At 75.2% G+C, this 18,976-nt stretch carries 18 protein-coding genes and 1 pseudogene; 9 read left to right on the forward strand and 10 right to left on the reverse strand.

Annotation, left to right across the window (positions count from 1 at the left end; genetic code table 11):
- Window positions 1–46 precede the first annotated feature (46 nt).
- Genes lnt through BLW63_RS16755 form a run of 3 tightly spaced genes read left to right on the forward strand, consistent with a single transcriptional unit; the run spans window position 47 to window position 3,008 of the window.
- Complete coding sequence (gene lnt / locus BLW63_RS16745; RefSeq protein WP_091158689.1) at window positions 47–1,669, forward strand: apolipoprotein N-acyltransferase; 1,623 nt, start codon at window positions 47–49, stop codon at window positions 1,667–1,669.
- Window positions 1,666–2,445: a polyprenol monophosphomannose synthase gene (locus BLW63_RS16750; RefSeq protein ID WP_091158692.1), complete on the forward strand. Its 780-nt coding sequence runs from the start codon at window positions 1,666–1,668 to the stop codon at window positions 2,443–2,445. The genes lnt and BLW63_RS16750 overlap by 4 nt, the downstream gene beginning before the upstream one ends.
- A 53-nt stretch (window positions 2,446–2,498) precedes the next feature.
- Window positions 2,499–3,008, forward strand: a complete 510-nt coding sequence (locus BLW63_RS16755; protein ID WP_244522632.1) for an FxsA family protein — start codon at window positions 2,499–2,501, stop codon at window positions 3,006–3,008.
- 129 nt (window positions 3,009–3,137) lie between these two features.
- On the opposite strand, the gene BLW63_RS16760 is transcribed toward BLW63_RS16755, so the two are convergent.
- Complete coding sequence (locus BLW63_RS16760) at window positions 3,138–3,482, reverse strand: RNA polymerase-binding protein RbpA (RefSeq protein WP_012948772.1); 345 nt, start codon at window positions 3,480–3,482, stop codon at window positions 3,138–3,140.
- A gap of 212 nt (window positions 3,483–3,694) precedes the next feature.
- Between BLW63_RS16760 and BLW63_RS28980 the strand changes: the two are divergent.
- Window positions 3,695–4,117: pseudogene (locus BLW63_RS28980) on the forward strand (class I SAM-dependent methyltransferase); the annotation flags it as partial.
- A gap of 174 nt (window positions 4,118–4,291) precedes the next feature.
- Here BLW63_RS28980 and BLW63_RS16770 read toward each other — a convergent pair.
- The 3 genes from BLW63_RS16770 to BLW63_RS16780 all read right to left on the reverse strand — a co-directional run bounded on the left by BLW63_RS16770 (window position 4,292) and on the right by BLW63_RS16780 (window position 7,518).
- On the reverse strand, window positions 4,292–5,023 hold the full coding sequence (locus BLW63_RS16770; RefSeq protein ID WP_091158696.1) for a thymidine kinase: 732 nt from the start codon (window positions 5,021–5,023) through the stop codon (window positions 4,292–4,294).
- A 73-nt stretch (window positions 5,024–5,096) separates the two neighbouring features.
- The gene (locus BLW63_RS16775) at window positions 5,097–6,449 is read right to left on the reverse strand and encodes an MFS transporter (protein ID WP_091158699.1); all 1,353 of its coding nucleotides are present in this window, start codon (window positions 6,447–6,449) and stop codon (window positions 5,097–5,099) included.
- 292 nt (window positions 6,450–6,741) lie between these two features.
- Entirely contained in the window at window positions 6,742–7,518 is a 777-nt protein-coding gene (locus BLW63_RS16780; RefSeq protein WP_091158701.1) for a glycerophosphodiester phosphodiesterase family protein, read from the reverse strand.
- Window positions 7,519–7,696: 178 nt separating this feature from the next.
- Between BLW63_RS16780 and BLW63_RS16785 the strand changes: the two genes are divergently transcribed.
- Window positions 7,697–8,119: a hypothetical protein gene (locus BLW63_RS16785; protein ID WP_244522633.1), complete on the forward strand. Its 423-nt coding sequence runs from the start codon at window positions 7,697–7,699 to the stop codon at window positions 8,117–8,119.
- Between the two features lie 18 nt (window positions 8,120–8,137).
- Here BLW63_RS16785 and BLW63_RS16790 read toward each other — a convergent pair whose 3' ends face one another.
- Together BLW63_RS16790 and BLW63_RS16800 are read right to left on the reverse strand one after the other, a co-directional pair.
- Window positions 8,138–8,383, reverse strand: coding sequence for a hypothetical protein (locus BLW63_RS16790; RefSeq protein ID WP_091158703.1), 246 nt, complete (start codon window positions 8,381–8,383; stop codon window positions 8,138–8,140).
- A gap of 823 nt (window positions 8,384–9,206) precedes the next feature.
- The gene (locus BLW63_RS16800; RefSeq protein WP_139263613.1) at window positions 9,207–10,160 is read right to left on the reverse strand and encodes an ABC transporter permease; all 954 of its coding nucleotides are present in this window, start codon (window positions 10,158–10,160) and stop codon (window positions 9,207–9,209) included.
- A gap of 71 nt (window positions 10,161–10,231) precedes the next feature.
- On the opposite strand from BLW63_RS16800, the gene BLW63_RS16805 reads away from it, so the two are divergent.
- Entirely contained in the window at window positions 10,232–11,074 is an 843-nt protein-coding gene (locus BLW63_RS16805) for an ABC transporter permease (protein ID WP_139263615.1), read from the forward strand.
- Between the two features lie 371 nt (window positions 11,075–11,445).
- Here the strand turns inward: BLW63_RS16805 and BLW63_RS16815 are convergent, their stop codons facing one another.
- Window positions 11,446–12,081, reverse strand: coding sequence for a LysE family translocator (locus BLW63_RS16815; protein WP_091158843.1), 636 nt, complete (start codon window positions 12,079–12,081; stop codon window positions 11,446–11,448).
- A 194-nt stretch (window positions 12,082–12,275) separates the two neighbouring features.
- Between BLW63_RS16815 and BLW63_RS16820 the strand changes: the two genes are divergently transcribed.
- Window positions 12,276–12,980, forward strand: coding sequence for a M50 family metallopeptidase (locus BLW63_RS16820; protein WP_091158713.1), 705 nt, complete (start codon window positions 12,276–12,278; stop codon window positions 12,978–12,980).
- Window positions 12,981–13,108: 128 nt separating this feature from the next.
- On the opposite strand, the gene BLW63_RS16825 is transcribed toward BLW63_RS16820, so the two are convergent.
- Together BLW63_RS16825 and BLW63_RS16830 are read right to left on the reverse strand one after the other, a co-directional pair.
- Window positions 13,109–15,472, reverse strand: coding sequence for a glycoside hydrolase family 65 protein (locus tag BLW63_RS16825; RefSeq protein ID WP_091158716.1), 2,364 nt, complete (start codon window positions 15,470–15,472; stop codon window positions 13,109–13,111).
- Window positions 15,469–16,197 (reverse strand): HAD family hydrolase, encoded by a 729-nt coding sequence (locus tag BLW63_RS16830; RefSeq protein ID WP_091158718.1) that lies wholly within the window; start codon window positions 16,195–16,197, stop codon window positions 15,469–15,471. Before BLW63_RS16830 ends, BLW63_RS16825 begins: the two co-directional genes overlap by 4 nt.
- A gap of 175 nt (window positions 16,198–16,372) precedes the next feature.
- Between BLW63_RS16830 and BLW63_RS16835 the strand changes: the two genes are divergently transcribed.
- A complete protein-coding gene (locus BLW63_RS16835) occupies window positions 16,373–16,918 on the forward strand; it encodes a YbhB/YbcL family Raf kinase inhibitor-like protein (protein ID WP_091158721.1) in 546 nt (181 codons plus the stop codon).
- A 111-nt stretch (window positions 16,919–17,029) separates the two neighbouring features.
- On the forward strand, window positions 17,030–18,052 hold the full coding sequence (locus tag BLW63_RS16840) for a serine hydrolase (protein WP_211517138.1): 1,023 nt from the start codon (window positions 17,030–17,032) through the stop codon (window positions 18,050–18,052).
- Between the two features lie 7 nt (window positions 18,053–18,059).
- Here BLW63_RS16840 and BLW63_RS16845 read toward each other — a convergent pair whose 3' ends face one another.
- The gene (locus tag BLW63_RS16845; protein WP_091158724.1) at window positions 18,060–18,866 is read right to left on the reverse strand and encodes a GNAT family N-acetyltransferase; all 807 of its coding nucleotides are present in this window, start codon (window positions 18,864–18,866) and stop codon (window positions 18,060–18,062) included.
- Window positions 18,867–18,976 lie beyond the last annotated feature (110 nt).

The raw sequence follows: 18,976 nt of genomic DNA on the forward strand, positions 1-18,976 counted from the left end.
GGCCAGCGACCGGGGCTCCCGGCCGCACGGTGCACGGGAGGCGCGGGTGCCGTCAGCGACGCCGACCGGCACCGTGGAGCGGCCCGCCGGGCCGCCGGGGCCGGCTGCCGCGCGCGCGTCCCGGTGGCGCCGGGTGGGTGGGCAGGTGGCATGGCGCACGCTGCTCGCGGTCGTCGCCGGGGTCCTGCTGCTGCTCGCCTTCCCCGGCGCCTCGCTGCCGCTGCTGGCGCCACTGGGCCCGGCCGTCCTGGCGCTGGCGGTCCACGGGCAGCGGGCGCGCTCGGGCGCCTGGCTGGGCCTGGTGGCCGGCCTGACGTTCTTCGTGCCGCTGCTGTCGTGGAGCGGCATCTTCGTCGGCGCGCTGCCGTGGCTGGCCCTCGCCGGCTCGCAGGCGGTCTTCCTCGCCCTGCTCGGCGCGGCGACGGCCGCCACGTCGCGGCTGCCGCTGTGGCCGCTGTGGGCGGCGGCCCTGTGGGTGGGCCAGGAGGCGCTGCGCGGCCGGTTCCCGTTCGGCGGGTTCCCGTGGGGCCGGCTCGGGCTGAGCCAGACGGAGGGCCCGTTCCTGGCGTTCGCCGCCTACGGCGGGGTGCCGATGGTCGGGTTCGCCCTCGCGCTCACCGGCACCCTGCTGGCCGCCGCCGTGCTGGCCCTGCGCCGGGGCGGACGGCGGGCCGCGGCGCTCACCGCGGTCGGCGCGCTGGCGGTGCCGGCCCTGGGTGGGCTGGCCTGGCTGCCGCTGCCCGGCTCCTCGCTGACCGCGGGCGGGCCGACCCGCACGGTCGCGGTCGTGCAGGGCGACGTCCCGCAGCCGGGCCTGGCGTTCAACGAGCGGCGCCGCGCGGTGCTGGACAACCACGTGCAGCAGACGATCGGCCTCGCAGAGGCCGTGGCGGCGGGGGAGCAGCCGCAGCCCGACCTCGTCGTCTGGCCGGAGAACAGCTCCGACATCGACCCGTACCGCAACGACGACGCCGCCCGGGAGATCAGCCGGGCCGCCGACGCGATCGGCGCACCGATCCTGGTGGGCGCCGTCGTCAGCGGGCCCGGGGAGTTCGTCAGCAACACCGCGATCGTCTGGGAGCCCGGGAGCGGGCCCGGCGACACCTACGTCAAGCGGCACCCGGTGCCGTTCGGCGAGTACATCCCGGCCCGCGACTTCTTCCGCCTGTTCAGCGACAAGGTCGACCTGGTGCGCCGCGACTTCGCCGCGGGGGACGAAGTGGGCGTGCTGGAGCTGGGCGGGGCGCGGGTCGCCGACGTCATCTGCTTCGAGGTGGTCTACGACGGCCTGGTGCTCGACGCCGTCCGCGCGGGTGCGGGGATGCTCGTCGTCCAGACCAACAACGCCACCTTCGGCTACAGCGCCGAGAGCGAGCAGCAGGTCGCCGCGGCGCAGGTGCGGGCGGTGGAGTTCGGCCGGTCGGTGGCCCTGGCCTCCACCAGCGGCATCTCGGCGGTCATCGCCCCGGACGGCTCGGTGGCCGCGGCGTCGGGGCTGTTCGAGCCGGCCGTGTTCGTCGAGGAGATCGCGCAGCGCGACTCCCGCACGCTCGCCGAGCGGCTCGGTGCCGGGCCGGAGTGGCTGCTGAGTGCCCTGGGCGCCGGCGCGCTGCTGGCGGTGGCCGTGCCCGCGCTGCGCCGTCGCCGGACCCGCGGGGGAGCGGCGTGAGCCGGGGCCGGGTGCTGGTCGTCGTCCCGACCTACGACGAGGTGGAGAACCTCGAGCCGATCCTCGAGCGGTTGCACGCCAGCCTCCCCGAGGCGCATGCCCTCGTGGTGGACGACGGCTCGCCGGACGGCACGGGGGAGCTGGCCGAGAAGCTGGCGGCCCTCGACCCGCGGGTGCACGTGCTGCGGCGGACCACCAAGTCCGGCCTGGGCCCGGCCTACGTGGCCGGCTTCCGCTGGGGCCGGGACCGCGGCTACGACGTGCTCGTCGAGATGGACGCCGACGGCTCGCACCACCCAGAGCAGCTGCCGGGGCTGTTGGCCGCGCTGGACGACGCCGACCTGGTGCTCGGGTCGCGCTACGTGCCCGGCGGCCGGGTGGAGGACTGGCCACTGCACCGGCTGCTGCTCTCCCGCGGGGGCAACCTGTGGACCCGCTGGTCGCTGCGGCTGCCGCTGGCCGACGCCACCGGCGGCTTCCGGGCGGTGCGCGGCGAGCTGGTCGACCGGCTGCCCTTCGACGACGTGGCCAGCCAGGGCTACTGCTTCCAGGTCGACTGGGCGTGGCGGGCGGTCCGCGCCGGCGCCCGGGTGGTCGAGGTGCCGATCACCTTCACCGAGCGCACCTTCGGGCGGAGCAAGATGAGCCGCTCGATCGTTCAGGAGGCGTTGGTACGGGTCACCTGGTGGGGCCTGCAGGACCGGCTGCCGGTCCGGGCCCGCCGTCCCGTACCCGGACGAGCTCGCGATGGCAGGCGGTCGACCGGGGTCCGGTAGGCGGACCCGGACCGCCGCCGCGTGCGGGCAGAGGGAGAACCGTGGGACACCGCGTGCGCGTGCTGGTCGGGCTGTGGGCGCTGGCCGAGGTCGTCGTCCTCGTCCTGGTCGCGTCGTGGATCGGCGTGGGCTGGACGGTGCTGGCCACGCTGGCCACCACCGCCCTGGGGTGGGTGCTGCTGGCAAGGCAGGGCGCGAGGGCGCTGACCGAGCTGCGGGAGCGCGCCCGCGAGCGCCGGGCGCCGGGACGGGCCCTGGGCGACGCCGGGCTGATCGCCGTCGGCGGCCTGCTGGTGGTGCTGCCCGGCTTCCTGGGGGACGTCGTCGGGCTGCTGTGCCTGCTGCCGCCGACGCGCTTCCTCGTGCGCGGGCTGCTGGGCCGCGTGGTGGCCTCCCGGCTGCCGGTGCAGCTGCGCGGGCCGGTGCGGGTGCGCAGTGCCCGCGCGGAGGGGCCCCTGGGCGGGCCGTCCGGCTCCGGCGCGCACGCGTCGCACTACGGGCGGCCGCTGGTCATCGAGGGCGAGGTCGTGCGGGACGAGCCGGTCCGCGACGACCGCCCCTGACCGGGCCCGCGCGTCCCGGTCGCGCGCCGGGCGGCTGGGGCCGGTCGGGTGACGGGCTCCCGGCCCTGGACGTGGAACGGCCCCGGTGGGGATCCCACCGGGGCCGTCCGCTGTCGTGCGGGTCCTTTGTCAGCTGGCGCGGGTCCGCCGGCCGCGGAGCACCTCGAGGCGCTCGGCCAGGACCTCCTCCAGGTCCTCCACCGAGCGGCGCTCCAGGAGCATGTCCCAGTGGGTCCGCGGTGGCTTGACCTTCTTCGGCGCGGGCTCGGTGCCACCGACCAGCTTGGCGGCCGCCCCGTCGAACTTGCACTCCCAGGTGTCGGGGAGCTCCGCGTCGTCCGCGAAGGGCACGGTGAACAGGTGACCCGACGGGCACCGGTACTCCGCGTACTGCCGCTCGATCGGTGCGGTGTTCCGCTCGGTCTCGTAGCTCACGCTGCCCAGTCGGCTGCCCCGCAGGGAACGCTCGCCCATGGCACACCGTCCTCTCGTGCTGGTGGTGTCGGTCCGGACTCACCGTCGCAGCAGGGATCTACCCACTGCACGGCGGGATCACATGGACCAACGACAGAGTTCGCGGAGAGATTCCGCGGAATCGGTGCCACATCATCGCATGGGGTGGTAATGGGGGTGTCGACCACCCCCTCCGGGGGACATGCAGATTGTCACCGGGCACCCTGGCGGCCGTGACGACACCGGGGGAGTGGGACGCCGAGGCCGAGCGGTTCGACGCCGAGCCGGACCAGGGGCTGACCGACCCGGCGGTCCGCGGAGCGTGGCGGGCGCTCCTGGTCCCGCTGCTGCCGGCCGCGCCGGCGCGGGTGCTCGACGTCGGCTGCGGCACGGGCAGCCTCGCCGTCCTGCTGGCCGAGGACGGGCACGACGTCGTCGGGGTCGACTTCGCGCCGGCGATGGTGGCGCGCGCACGGGCCAAGGCCGCAGCCGCCGGCGTGGCGGTCGAGTTCCGGGTGGACGACGCCGCCGTCCCGGCGGTGCCGCCCGGGTCGGTCGACGTCGTGCTCTGCCGGCACGTGCTGTGGGCGCTGCCCGACCCCGCCGCGGCGCTGGCGCGCTGGACCGGGCTGCTGGCGCCGGGCGGGCGACTGCTCCTGGTCGAGGGGCGGTGGTCCACCGGCGGGGGACTGGCCGCGGCGGAGGTCGCCCGGCTGCTGGGGCACCGTCCGGCAGGAGGCCGACGTCGTCCCCCTGACCGACCCGGCGCTGTGGGGCGGTCCGGTGGACGACGAGCGCTTCCCGGTCCTCAGCCGCCGGTTGGGCCCGGGTCAGCGCAGCGCCAGCTGTCCCGGGCCGGCCGCGGTCGGCCCCAGCTGGCCCAGCACGTGGTGGCGCCGGCAGAGCACCTGGTAGTGCACCTCGGCGTCCCGCGCGTCGGGCGCGGGCGTGGGCGCGGTGTCGGCGACGACGACGGTCTCGCCCTCGCGCACCATCTCGCCGTCCACCACCCGGGCGTTGAGCAGCCCCGGCAGGCCGCACCAGCAGAGCACCTCGACCTGGATGCGCTGCACGTCGTCGGCGACCTCGAGCAGCCGCTGGGTGCCGGGGAACAGCCGCGCGCGGAAGTCGGTGGTCAGCCCGAACGCGTACACGTCGACGTGGGACTCGTCGACGAGCTCGGCGAGCTGGTCGACCTGCCCCGAGGTGAGGAACTGCGCCTCGTCGACGATCAGGTAGTCCACCCGGTGCCCGGCGGCCCAGTGGTCGCGCACCAGCAACCGCAGGTCGGTGCCGGCCGCCACCTCGAGCGCCTCGCGGCACAGCCCCACCCGGGAGCTGATCTGCGGCTGCGCCGACCGGTCGCCCTGGGTCAGCAGCAGGCCCCGGCGTCCCTGCCGGCTCTGGTTGTGGTCGACCTGCAGGGCCAGCGTGGACTTGCCGCAGTCCATCGGCCCGTGGAAGAACCGCAGGTGCGCCGGTGCCGGGTGGCGGCGGCGGTCGCCGGCGGCGGGGACGGCGGACAGCAGCGGGGCGCCGTCCGGGTCGGTCAGGGGGGTCACCAGACCTCCTCGCTGGCGCTCGTCGCCCCTGCGCCACCGGGTGCTCCGCTCATCGGTGACCTCGCCGGCTCGGTCACAGACGCTCCGGGGGGGTGTTGCCCGCCGCGACCACCGCGCGGCGGATGGGCAGCGCGGCCAGCGCGACGAAGCCGGCCACGAAGAAGACCACGAGGCTGACGATGGCCAGCCGGTAGGACCCGGTCAGCTGGTAGGTCAGCCCGAACGCCAGCGGGCCGAGCCAGCTGGTGCCGCGGTCGCTGATCTCGTAGAAGCCGTAGTACTCGGCCTCCTTGCCCGCCGGGATGAGCTGGCTGAACAGTGACCGGGACAGCGCCTGGGTGCCGCCCTGCACCAGCCCGATGACGGCGGCCAGCGCGTAGAACTGCCCGACCGCCCCCGCCTGGAGGGAGAAGGCGGCCAGCAGGACGCCGATCCAGGCGATCAGCGCGCCCAGGACGACCCGCTTGGCTCCGTAGCGGCCGGCCAGCCGCCCCAGGCCCAGCGCGCCGGCGATGGCCACCACCTGGACCATGAGGATCGCGCCGGTCAGCACCGACTGCTCCAGGCCCAGCTCCTCCGTGGCGTAGGTGGCCGACAGCGAGATGACGGTCTGCACGCCGTCGTTGAACAGCAGGTACGCGCCGAGGAACCACAGCGTCAGCGGGAAGGCCCGCATCTCGCGCATCGTCGTCGCCAGCTGGCGGAAGCCGCTGCGCGGCCGGTCCGGTGTGTCCCGCACCGGCCGGTTGCGCAGCCGGGAGACGGTGAAGACGGTGAACGCGCCCCACCACAGGCCCGCCGTGGCCAGGCAGATCCGCACCGCCTCGCCGGTGGTCAGCCCCAGGGACGGCGCCCCGAGCACCAGCCCCAGGTGGACGGCGAGCAGCAGCGCCCCGCCGACGTAGCCGAACGCCCAGCCGCGGCTGGAGACGGCGTCCCGCTCGTCCGGCCCGGCCAGGTCCGGGAGCCACGAGTAGTAGACGACGGTCGCCGCGCCGAAGCTGATGTTGGCGACGACGAACAGCGCCGCGCCGAGCAGGTAGCGGCCGTCGGCGACGAAGTACAGCCCGGTGGTGGCCAGCGCGCCGAGCGCAGCGAACCCGGCCAGCATCTCCCGCTTGCGCCCCGTCCGGTCGGCGACGGCGCCGGTCAGCGGCAGGACGAGGACCTGCAGCAGCACCGACGCCGACAGCACGTAGGAGAACCAGCTGCCCGGCGGGATGGACAGCCCGAGGAAGCCCAGCCGGCCGTCGGGCCCGGCCGCCTCCTCCGCGACCGACGTCAGGTACGGCCCCAGGAAGACGGTGGTGATGCTGGTGTTGAACACCGACATCGCCCAGTCGTAGGAGTACCAGCCGAACCGCTCGCGGCGCAGCGCGCGGTCGGCGGGGGGACTGGTCGGCCCGGTCGTGGCGGCGGTCGTCACGGCGGCAGGGTGTCAGCCGCGATGGGGGGCGTCCAGCAGGGGCAGGTCATGCCGGGATGTCGCCGGGGACGACGCCGCCAGGGAAGGCCGCGGTCGCCGTCGTCGGGCGGGTCGGGTCGACGTGCGCCGACCGGGAGGCGGGCTCGCCGGCGCGCAGCGGCGCCAGCCCGCGGGTGAGCGCGGCGGCGACGGCCAGCTCCCGCGAGTCACTCCGGGTCGTCCGGGCGCACGAGCGCCGCGGGGTCGCCGGGCCGGGGCGGCGTGCGCGGCCGCCACGAACGGACCATCCCGCTCACCGCGGCACCCACTGCCCACGCGCGATCAGGATGTCCCGCAGCATCGCGGGCCGGTCGGTCATGACGCCGTCCACCCCGAGGTCGAGCATCGCCTCCGTCTCGGCCCGGGTGTTGACCGTCCAGACGTGCACCTGCAGACCCCGGGCGTGCGCCGCGGCGACGAACCGCTCGTCGACCAGCGCCCGGCCGCCCAGCTGCAGCGGCACCTGCGCGCAGCCGGCGGGGATGCCCACCAGCCCGGCGGCACGGGGGGAGTAGGAGGACAGCCGCAGCGCCGCCACCCCGCGCGGGCCCAGCGAGGTGCACACCCCCGGCCCGAACACCCGGCGGGCCGCGGCGACCCGGGCGTCGGAGAACGAGCCCAGGCAGATGCGGCCCTCGGCGCCCAGCCGGCGGACCGTCCGGGCCAGCGGGCCGACCACGCCCGGTGCCTTGATGTCGAGGTTGAACCGCACGTCGGGCCAGGCGCCGAGCAGCTCCTCGAGCCGCAGGACCGGCTCCCGCCCCCCGATCCGCGCGCCGGAGATCTCGGCCCAGGTCAGCCGGTCGACCCGCCCGCTGTGGTCGGTGACCCGGTCGAGGGCGGGGTCGTGGAAGACGACCGGCACCCCGTCGGCGCTCACCCGGACGTCGGTCTCCAGGTACCGGTAGCCCATCGCCACGCACGCCTCGAAGGCCGGCATGGTGTTCTCCAGGTGCTCGATCGCCCCGCCCCGGTGGGCCATCGCGATGGGGGTCGGCGCGTCGAGGAACGCGTACCGGACCGGACCCACGGCGACACGCTAACGCTGCTGGTCGACGCGCCGTCCGCGACCTCGGCCGGCCCGGCGGGCGGGACCCGTCCGTCCGGCGAGGGGGACGCGTCCGTCCCGCCCGGTGGGTCGACTGCCCGTGCCGGCGGTCGGGCGTGTTCTGCGGTTCCTGTCGGTGCCTGCGTCTACGGTGCGCAGCGTGGGAGAGCGAGACACGATCCGGACGATCCACGAGGAGGCGACGACCGGGACCGGGCTGCCCAGCCCCCGGGAGGGGAGTGGCGGCGAGCGGCGCTGCGGCTGGTGCCGCCGGGTGCTGCCCCAGCAGGGGTCGGTCGGGCGGCCGCGCCAGTACTGCGGTCAGGCCTGCCGGCAGCGGGCCTACGAACAGCGGTCCGCGACGGCCAAGGCCGGCCTGTCCGGTGACGTCGTGCTGGTCACCCGCGCGGAGCTCGACGGGCTGCAGGACCGGCTGTACCAGCTGCGCTGTGCGATCGAGGACGTGCAGACCCTGCTGGGCGAGCGGCACACCAAGGCCGAGCTCGAGCGCTCCCTGCAGGACCTGGTGCGGTCGACCGGGCGGCTCGACAGGCTCTGGGTTTCCGAGCGCGCCGCCGGCTGACCGCACCGGCCCGGCGGGTCAGCCGTCGTCGGCGTCGTCGTTGCTGTTGCCCTGCTCGACACCGCCCTCGGGGTCGGACAGGTCGGGCACGTTGTCCTGCGACGGATCCGACTCGTCGTCGGTCTCGACGTTCGGCGGCACGTTCTCGTCGGTGCTGCCGTCGTTCTGGTCCTGCCCGGCTGCCTGACAGGCGGTCATCGTCGCCCCGCCTCCGAAGAGCGCCAAGGCGGTCACGAGTGCGGCGATCGGGCGTCGGAGTTGCATGTCTCCGACCCTAGGCAGCACCCGTGGCGCGCGCCCGTCGAGTCACCTCCTTTCCGGCTCAGCGTCACAGTGACGGAAGGGGAGGTGGGTCACAGGTGGCCGGACCGCCCGGGGAGGAGGCGCCCGGGAGTGTCCGGCAAGCCCTGGGTGGCCCGAACGGTCCTCCTCGCAGTCCCCGTGCTGTGGACGCAGTGGCTGGCGATCGCCGAGGGCGCGGTGCCCCCGTCCACGGACGTCGCTCTGCTCGCCGGCGTGGTGGTCGCGCACGAGGACGTGGGATGCGGGTCCGGCGGCTGTTGGCGCGAGCTGACGCTCCGAGGGCCCGGCGGCCCCCACCTATCCGTCATAACGTCACGGTGACGAAACATCGAGGTGAGGCTCGGTCGGGGAAGTGGCGGGAGCGCGAGGAGGTCTCATGGCGCGAGGTCGACCTGGCCGTCCCAACCGCCCGATGCGCACGGTGGGGCGGGCCGGTCCGGAGGAGAGCCGTCCGGCGCGCGGGGCCCGGGATGGCGAGGTCACCGGCGTCACGAGGCCGAGCGTCAGGCGCTCGCCGACCGTGACGCGCGTCGGCGACTGACGTCCGCAGCTGCCGATGCACGGACGGACATCGGCGTCGACGTCCGTCGGGTCGGTCGGCCGATGCCGAGTCGCCACCTCGGTGAGCCGCTGGCACGGCGACTCGTCGAAGCACCGGCATGCTCGTCGCGCGAGGCCCGGGACCCCCTCTGAACTCTTCCCGAACTCACCGCCGATAATGAACATTATGTCAACTAACGGGGAGGCAGCCCTCCCCGGCTGTCGACAAGTCCGCCGCAGAGCCTCACCGGGCCGCGGTGAGGCGGATCCGCGGGTCCAGCGCGGCCACGAGGACGTCGGCGACCGCGTTGGCGACGATGACCACCGCCATCACGACCGCCACGAGCCCGAGCAGCAGAGCCCGGTCGCGGTCGGCGATCGCGCCGATGAGCGCCCCGCCCAGCCCGGGCATGCCGAAGATGCCCTCCACCACCGTGAGCCCGACGACCAACTGCCCCACGTTGGCCGCGAGGAAGGTGACCACCGAGGTCAGCGACGGCCGCAGCGCGTGCACCGCCACCACCCGCCGGTCGCGGAGCCCGCGACCGCGGGCCGCCTGCACGTACGGCGCCCGCAGCGTCTCGACGAGCTCGGCACGGGTGATCAGCGCGACGTAACCGGTCGACAGCGCCGCGAGGGCGAGCACCGGGAGGACGTACGTGTCCGGCTCCCCCGACGCGCCGGTCATCGGCAGCCACTCCCACTGCCAGCCGACCACCAGCCGCAGCGCCGCGGCGGCCACGATGACCGGGGTCCCGACCAGCAGCAGCGCGGTGGCGTAGACCCCGGCGCCCGCGCGCGGCCGGCCCACGCTCAGCACCCCGGCGACCACGCCCACGAGCGTCTGGACGAGCAGGGCCCCGACCAGGATGACCGCACTCACCGGGAGCGTGGCCGCCACCAGATCCATCACCAGGGGGCCACCGCCCGGGTCGCCACGCGCGTCGACCGGGAAGCCGCGTCCGAGGTCGCCGGTGAGGACGTCGCCCAGCCACAGCACGTACTGGGTCGGCAGCGGCTCGTCGAGGTGGTATTGGGCCGTCAGCGCGGCGTACAGCTCCGGGGGCGGCGGCCGGTCCGGGAACAGCCCACGCACCGGGTCACCGGGCAGCACGGTGATCGTGACGAAGACCAGCGTCAGCGCCGCCCACAGGCTCAGCACCATCTGCACGGCGCGGCGGGCGACGAAGTCGATCACCGGCACATGGTGTCAGCCACCGTGCGTGGGGGTGCGTCGACGCGGACCAGTGGGTCCGGCACACTCCCCGGGTGCCGCCGGCCCGTGCCCTCTCCCCCAGGTCCCGACGGCGGCCGTCCACCGTGCTCCTGGTCCTCGGCGGCGGACTGCTGGCCCTCCTCGCCGCCATGGCCGTCGCGCCCGGGCTCTTCACCGACGCCGACCCGAGGGACTGCGACCTCTCCCGCTCGGTCGGACCGCCGAGCTGGGCGCACCCGTTCGGTTTCGACCTGTTCGGCTGCGACTACCTCGCGCGGACCGTCCACGGCGCGCGGGCGTCCCTGCTGCTGGCGGTCGCCGTCGTCCTCGGGGCCGGGCTGCTGGCCGTCGTCCTCGGGACCGTCGCCGGCTACGCGGGCGGCCTGCTCGACACCGTGGTCTCGCGGATCACCGATGTCTGGTCGGGCATCCCGATCGTCCTCGGCGGCCTCGTGCTGCTGAGCGCCACCCGCGAGCGCGGCCTGCTGCAGGTGATCGTCGTCCTGACCCTGTTCAGCTGGCCACCGATGGTGCGGCTCGTGCGGACCAGCACCCAGCAGACCAGGGAGCTGGATTTCGTCACTGCTGCCCGTGCTCTGGGTGCCGGGCCGCTGCGGGTGGTGCGGCGGCACGTCCTCCCGCACGCCGTGCGGCCGCTGGTCGTCTTCGCCAGCGGCTACGCGGGCGTGCTGATCTCGAGCGAGGCGATCCTGACCTACGCCGGGGTGGGGCTGCAGCGCCCGGTCGAGTCGTGGGGCATCCAGCTCCAGCAGGCGCAGGAACGGGTCACCCTGGCGCCGCACCTGCTGGTCTTCCCGTCGCTGTTCCTCGTCGCCGCCGTCCTGGCGTTCGTGCTCCTCGGCGAGGGGCTGCGCCGCCGACCCGTCGAGCGATGAGTCCACCGGCGGCGGTCGGTCTCCCCCGCGAGCCCACGCCGAGGAGCCCGTGCCCAACAGCGTCACCCCGATGATGGTCACCCACGACCTCGAGCGCCTGGCCCGCTTCTACACGGCCTGACCGGCGTCCTACCTCGGCCTGCAGCTGGGCGACTCCAAGCTCGGCATCGTGGCTGACGGATCGGTCGAGTCCGCCCCCCGGGGCCGCGTGCTGCTGAGCATCGAGGTCGTCGATGTGGACGCCGTCCCGGCGCGGGTCGAGTTCCTCGGTGGCCGGGCGCCGGCCCCGGCAACCGACATGCCGTGGGCTCAGCGGGTCGCGCCCGTGCAGGAACGCCGTCGACCTGACCACGACGACCGGCTGACCCCGCTCAGCGAGTGGAGACGGCCACCCGGACGCCGAGGGCCACGAGCACCGTGCCGCTGACGGCCTCCAGCCGACGGCGGATCCGCGGCCGGCGGAACCAGTCGCCCGCCCTGGCGACGCCGGCGGCCAGGGCCAGGTAGAGCCCCGTCTCCAGCATGATCTGCAGGAGACCGAGCAGCGCGGTCGTCGCGAACACCGGGCCCTCGGCCGGCACGAACTGCGGGTAGAAGGCGATCATGAAGACGGCGGCCTTGGGGTTCGCCAGCTGCACGAGCAGGCCCTCGCCGAAGCCCCTCCACCAGCCGCGCGCCGTCGGCCGGACCGGCACCGCGATCTCCTCCCCCGTGTCGCGCCACGCGGCGCGCCAGGCCCGCACGCCGAGCACGAGCAGCACCACGGCACCGACCACCCGCAGCACCAGGTAGGCCACCTCCGAGGCCGCGACGAGGGCGGCGAACCCCGCGCCCGCGACCAGCGCCCACACGTACAGCCCCAGCTCCAGGCCCAGCACCGTGGGGACGGCGGCGGGCAGTCCGCGCAGCGCCGCGCGGCGGACGATCAGCGCCATCGCCGGCCCCGGCGAGGCCGAGATCAGCAGCACCGCCAGCACGAAGGCCGGCAGCGTCGAGACGACGTCCACGGCCCGATCCTCGCGGTCGTCTCCGGCATGGTCGATGCGCTTCGTCCAGCTCGTGTTCATCTGATTTGAGTTGTCGTTAAGGATAACGGACGCAAGACGTCAGGGGGAGAGACGCGTCTTTCCTGCACATCGGCGGGTCAGCGGTCCGACGGGACCACCGAGCACTCACAGCTGCGTGCGGTTGACTCCCCGGTGTGGACGTCGTCGAGGGGTTCTGGACCCGCGTGACCACTCCCCTGCCCCAGCTGCCGACGGCGGTCCTGGTGAGTGCGCTCGTCGCGGCCGCCGTCGTCGTCGGGGCCCCTGCCCTGTGGCGGCCGGCCCGCACGGTCGTGACCATCGCCCACGAGGGCGCGCACGGGCTGGTGGCGCTGGCCGCGGGGCGGCGGCTGGCCGGCATCCGGCTGCACTCGGACACCTCGGGTCTGACCGTGTCGGCGGGGCGGCCGACCGGCCTGGGCATGGTGCTGACCTGCGCCGCCGGCTACACCGGGCCGGCGCTGTTCGGGCTGGGCGCCGCGGCGCTGCTGGCCGCCGGGCACGCCGTCGGGCTGCTGTGGGCGCTGCTGAGCCTGCTGGCGCTGCTGCTGGTGCAGATCCGCAACTGGTACGGGCTCTGGGCGGTGCTGGCCACCGGCGCCGTCGTCGTGGCCGTGACACGCTGGCTGCCGCCGTCCGGACAGGCCGCCTTCGCCGCTGCCGGCACCTGGTTCCTGCTGCTGGCCGCACCGAAGACGGTGCTCGAGCTGCAGCGGGCCCGGCGGCGCCGGGCCGCACCGGACTCCGACGCCGACCAGCTGGCCCGCCTCACCCGCCTGCCGGCACTGCTGTGGGTCGGGCTGTTCCTGCTGGTCGACGTCGGCGCGCTGCTGCTCGGCGGCTGGTGGCTGCTCGGCTAGTCCTCCCCGACCCGGCAGTGTCCGCCGGCCCTGGCCGGGTCGGCGCCGTCCGGAGGCGAGCCTGCGAGCCTGCGAGCGGTGAGGGGGACGGGGTCCTTCTCCGAGGCGTGGGGGAGGGTGGTCCTTGCTCAGCGGCGGCCGCGCCGCCTCGGCGCCACGCCGTGCGGTTGGTGCACGGGCGCCACCTCGGGTGCGGGCGGGATCGCGGCGGTCACCTCGTCCTCGGTCACCGTGAGCCGCCGGCCGTGGTGTTGCACGTCCAGCGGGTCGCCCTCGATCACCCGGTAGGTCGCCTCGGTGGGCGTGACGGTCACGACGAGCAGCCGGCCCTGGTAGTTCAGCCGGAACCGCAGCCGGGTGATCCGGTCGGGCAGCCGGGGCGCGAAGGCCAGCTGCCCGCCGTGGTCGCGCATCCCGCCGAGCCCTGCGACGGCGACCGTCCAGCCCCCGGCCAGCGAGGCGATGTGCAGGCCGTGCCCGGAGTTGCCGTGCAGGTTCTGCAGGTCGGTCAGCGTGGCCTCGCCCCAGTAGTCGTAGGCCAGCGCCAGGTGGCCGGTCTCGGCGGCGACCACGGCCTGCTGGGTGGCCGAGAGGGAGGAGTCGCGCACCGTCCGGGCCTCGTAGTAGGCGAAGTCGGCGACCTTCTCCTCGTGGGTGAAGGCGTCGCCGCGCAGGTGCAGCGCCATCACCAGGTCGGCCTGCTTGACCACCTGCTTGCGGTAGATGTCGAAGTACGGGTAGTGCAGGAGCAGCGGGTAGCAGTCCGGCGGGGTCGCCTCGAAGTCCCACTCCTCGTGGTGGGTGAAGGCGTCGGACTGCATGTGCACGCCGCGCCGGGTGTCGTAGGGCACCGCCATGAGCGCGGCCGCCCGGTCCCAGCGGGTGGTCTCGTCCCCGGTGACGCCGAGCCGGCCGGCCACGTCGGGCTGGCGCTTCACAGCCGCGATCGCCTCGCGCAGGTTCCGCTGCGCCATGAGGTTCGTGTAGACGTTGTTGTCCACCACGGCGGTGTACTCGTCAGGACCGGTGACGCCGTCGATCCGGAAGCCGTGCTCGTCGTCGAAGTGACCCAGCGAGGCCCACAGCCGGGCGGTCTCGATCAGCAGCTCGGCGCCGTGGTCCCGGTCGAACTCCTCGTCCTCGGTGGCGTTGTGGTACCGGACGACGGCGTCGGCGATGTCGGCGTTGATGTGGAAGGCCGCCGTGCCCGCAGGCCAGTAGCCCGACGTCTCCTCGCCTCGGATCGTCCGCCAGGGGAAGGCCGCCCCCTCCAGGCCGAGCACCCGGGCCCGCTCGCGGGCCAACTCGAGGGTGGAGTGCCGCCAGCGCAGCGCGTCACGGGCGGCGTGAGGCGCGATGTAGGTGAGCACCGGCAGCACGTAGGTCTCGGTGTCCCAGAAGGTGTGCCCGTCGTAGCCAGGACCGGTCAGGCCCTTGGCGGGGATGGGCTGGCGCTCGGCGCGCAGGCCGGCCTGGAGCAGGTGGAAGACGCCGACCCGCACGGCCTGCTGCAGCTCGTCGTCCCCTTCGATCTCGACGTCGGCGTGCTGCCAGTGCTCGTCGAGCACCTCGCGCTGCTCGCGCAGCAGCCGCTCGAAGCCGGCCAACTTGGCGGTGGCCAGCGCACCCTCGACCTGGTCGCGCAGCGCCGCCGCCGAGCGCCGGGAGGACCAGCCGTAGGAGAGGTACTTGATCAGCCGCACCGACGAGCCCTGCGGCAGCCGGGCGGCGAGGGTGAAGCGGGCGAGGTCGTCGGTGGCCTCGATGTCGGTCGTGGAGGTGTCGGGCACCTCGACGACGTGGTCCATGCCGGCGGCCATCCTCAGCCGGCTGCGCTGGGTGCGGTGCACCAGCACCGCGCGCTGCCCCCGGGCCACCGCCATCTCGTTCAGCAGCGGGCGGGCCAGGGCAGCAGCCGCCCGGGGGTCGTCGGCCTCGGAGCCGCTGTCGACCGGCTCGTTGGCCAGCAGGTCCGACTGGAGCGCGATGTAGAGGTCGCCCTGCCCGTCGGTGCACTCGACGCTGTACTCGATGGCGGCGATCGACCGGCGGCGCAGCGAGACCAGCCGGGTGCTCGTCACCGTCACGACGCGGCCGTTCGGCGAGCGCCACTCGGTGCAGCGGCGCAGCAGGCCGCGACGCAGGTCCAGGGTCCGCCGGTGCTCGACGATCTCGCCGTAGTCCAGGTCCAGCGGGGTGTCGCCGACCAGCAGCCGGATCAGCTTGCCGTCGGTCACGTTGACGACCGTCTGGCCCTGCTCGGGGAAGCCGTACCCGGCCTCGGCGTAGGGCAGCGGCCGCTCCTCGAAGAAGCCGTTGAGGTACGTCCCCGGGACGACGACCGGCTCCCCCTCCTCGAACGACCCCCGCATGCCGATGTGCCCGTTGGACAGTGCGAAGACCGACTCGTGGACGGCGAGCGCGGAGTGGTCGAGCCCCGTCTCGGTGAGCGCCCACGGCTCGATGGGGAAGGTGGGCCGGCCCTCGGTCACGACCCCTCCAGCAGCTGGTCGAGGTCGGTGACGACGACGTCGGCACCGGAGGCGGCCAGCGCCTGGGCCTGCCCGACCCGGTCGACGCCCACCACGTAGCCGAAGGAACCCGCCCGGCCGGCGGCCACGCCCGCCAGCGCGTCCTCGAAGACGACGGCCTCGGCCGGCGGCACGCCCAGCGCCCGGGCGCCGGCCAGGAAGGTGTCGGGTGCGGGCTTCCCGCGCAGCGCCTGCGCCGCCGCGACCTCGCCGTCCACCCGGGTGTCGATCAGGTCGGCGAAGCCGCCGGCCTCGATCACCTCGGCGCCGTTGCGCGACGCGGTGACCACCGCGGTGGCCAGGCCGGCCTGCTTGGCCGCGCGCAGGTAGCGCATCGAGCCGGGGTAGACCTCGACCCCGTGCTCGGCGAGCTCGGCGTGGACCAGCTGGTTCTTGCGCAGCCCCACCCCGTGCACGGTCGCGGCGTCCGGCGGGTCGTCCGGCGTGCCCTCGGGCAGCGTGATGCCGCGGCTGGCGAGGAAGTCCCGCACGCCGTCGAGCCGCGGCTTGCCGTCCACGTAGCGGTTGTAGTCCTGCTGCGAGAACTCGGGCACCCCGGGGTCGCGCGAACGCAGGAACTCGTCGAAGGTGCGCTTCCAGGCAGCCATGTGGACCGTCGCGGTCCGGGTGAGGACGCCGTCGAGGTCGAACAGGCAGGCACGGATCGAGCCGGGGAGACCGAGCACGGCCCGACGCTACCGGCGTCCGCGGGCGCGTGCCCGGCCGGGAAACGGGCTGTTCACCGGCCCGAGAGCGGCCCCGTCCCGAACCTGCGACGGGCGGGGAGGGCGGCGTCCTCCTAGGGTCGGCGCGGGAGCACCCGTCCCCGCCCCGGTCCCACGACACCCGAGGAGCCCGTCCATGGCCGACCGCCCGACGCCGCCCAGCCCCTACGACCTGCTGCCGCAGGTGCCGGGCTTCCAGCTGACCAGCGCCGACGTCACCGACGGCGCGCCGCTGGAGAAGCCGCAGGTCAGCGGGGTCATGGGCGCCGGCGGTGAGGACCGCTCGCCGCAGCTGTCCTGGTCGGGCTTCCCGGAGGGGACGAGGAGCTTCGCGGTCACCGTCTTCGACCCGGACGCGCCCACCCACAGCGGCTTCTGGCACTGGGCGGTGGCCGACATCCCGGTCTCGGTCACCGAGCTGCCCAGCGGCGCCGGCGACCGGTCGGGATCAGGGCTGCCGGAGGGCGCGGTCCAGCTGCGCAACGACGCCGGGTTCCCTGGTTTCGTCGGTGCCGCTCCCCCGGCCGGCCACGGACCGCACCGCTACTTCGTCACGGTGCACGCCGTGGACGTCGACCGGCTCGAGGTGCCGCCGGACGCCTCCCCCGCCTTCCTCGGCTTCAACCTGTTCAGCCACACCCTGGCCCGCGCCGTCCTCGTCGGCACCTACGAACAGGGCTGAACGGCTACGTTTCGTACCGCGGTGCGACCGGCCGGATGCGCTGTGCGGCGACACCCGGCGGGGTCGTTGAAGGTTGTCGTACTTGCTCGCTGAGCTGGGCAGCATGGTGCCATGGGGGCGACCGCGGCACACGGAGGCGCGCCCCGGCGTGCCCGTCGCAGCGCGCCGGCGGCCGTGGTGTCCCTGGTCCTGCTCGCGCTGCTGGTCGCCGGGCTCGGCGTCCCCGGGTGGGCGACCGCGCAGGAGGACCCCGGACCCGCCGCGCCGGCACCCGCTGCGCCCGCCGTGCAGGAGCAGCCCGCGCCCGAGCCCCCAGCACCCGAGCCCCCTGCGCCCGAGCCCCCTGCGCCCGCCGTGCCGGAGCTCCCCGCGCCCGCCGACGTCGTCCCCGCGGTGACCGCCGCGCAGGGTGGCGTGGGCGCGTTCGCCGTCGTCGTCGCCGAGCAGGAGCAGCGGCAGGCGGGCGTCTCCATCCGCGCGGCCGAGGCCGTGACCGCGCAGGTGCTGGCGCGGACGGCGGGCAACGAGCTGGCCGACCGCCCGTTTCCGACCGCCTCGCTGGTGAAGCTCTTCATCGCCGAGGACGTGCTGCACCGCGCCCGCACCGGCGCGATCGTCCTGACGCCCGGTGACCGGGCGCAGCTCGAGGTCATGATCCGCGGCTCGAACGACCCCGCCGCGTCCGACCTCTGGGTGCGCTTCGGCGGTGCTCGGGCCGTCAGCGACGTCGCCGTCCGCTACGGGCTGACCGGCACCGCGCCGCCGCGCCGGTGGGGCCAGTGGGGCGAGACGACGACGACCGCCAACGACCTGGCCCGCTTCCTCGCCCGGCTGCCCGTGGTGGCACACCCGGACGACGCCGAGACGCTGTTGGGCTGGATGCGCGCGGCCACCCCCATCGCCTCGGACGGGTTCGACCAGGAGTTCGGCGTCTTCGGGACGCTGCCCGGCGCCGGGGTCAAGCAGGGCTGGATGTGCTGCCTCGGCGGCCAGCGCCACCTGCACTCGGTGGGCGTCGTCGGCGGGCGGGTGGTCGTGCTGCTCAGCGAGGTGCCCCGGTCGGTCGGGTGGGACGCGGCGAGCGGCGCGCTGGACGCCGCCGCGGCGGCGGTCCCGCTCGCCCCGGCGCCCTAACGGCGGCTCAGCAGGCGTCGGCGAGGTCGGCGACGCCCACGGTGGCCAACCGGGCGAAGCCGGTGCGCTCGTAGACCCGCGCGACGTCGTCGTCCCCGGCGACCAGGAACACCAGCTCGGCGGTCTCCCGTGCGTGGGCGGTCAGCGCCGAGGCCAGTCCCGCACCGAGGCCCCGCCCGCGCAACCGGGGCAGGGTGGCCACACCGGCGATCTCGGTGATCTCGGTGCCGTCGACGTCCACCGGGTGGTGGGTGCCCACCGCGACCGGCTCGCCTCCCTCCACCGCCACCATCATGACGGTGCGGCCGGTGGCGATGCGCTCGCGCAGCACCGCGGTGCGGGGCGACCCGACGGCCACGCCGACCGCGGCCCCACCGGCCTCCGAGCGCGGCCCCGGGTTGGCGAAGGCGATCGAGGCCAGCCGCTCGTAGCGCGGCAGGTCGGGGTCGTCGGCGCCGACGAGGTAGAGCCGCACGCCCCAGGGCAGCAGCAGCTCGACCGGGTCGGCCGCGACCAGCAGCGGCGACGAGCCGACGGTCAGCCCCGCGGTGCGGACGGCGGCCTCCACCGTGGGCGCGTCCTCGCAGACCCACTCGACGGCCACCGGGAGCCCGGCGGCCTCCTGCAGCGCCACGGCGGCTCGCACGTCGTCGGCGCCGACCGGCTCCCCCGGCCGCGGCCGCGCCGGATAGGGCCACGTGGGGCTCCCGACCGGCACGTCGAGGCCACCGGCGGACTCGATGCGTGCGTCCGGCAGCGGCGCGGCGGCGAAGTACCGCTCGACGCGCTCGAGCAGGCCGGCGGGCACGGACACACCGGCACCCTAGACGGGCTGGGGGACGACGTCCGCTCCACCGCCGATCCGGCGCCCCTGCCCCACCCGGGCGGGTGAGCCGCCGGGGCGGGACGGCACGATGGAGTCCG

Origin of the sequence: Geodermatophilus africanus, assembly GCF_900107105.1 — a bacterium.
Classification (GTDB): Bacteria; Actinomycetota; Actinomycetes; order Mycobacteriales; family Geodermatophilaceae; genus Geodermatophilus; species Geodermatophilus africanus.

Coding starts and splice junctions, on each gene's coding strand:
- BLW63_RS16760 (WP_012948772.1), bottom strand. CDS start 3,482: ATGGGCGAGCGTTCCCTGCGGGGCAGCCGACTGGGCAGCGTGAGCTAC.
- BLW63_RS16790 (WP_091158703.1), bottom strand. CDS start 8,383: ATGCAACTCCGACGCCCGATCGCCGCACTCGTGACCGCCTTGGCGCTC.
- BLW63_RS16835 (WP_091158721.1), top strand. CDS start 16,373: ATGGCCGACCGCCCGACGCCGCCCAGCCCCTACGACCTGCTGCCGCAG.
- BLW63_RS16840 (WP_211517138.1), top strand. CDS start 17,030: ATGGGGGCGACCGCGGCACACGGAGGCGCGCCCCGGCGTGCCCGTCGC.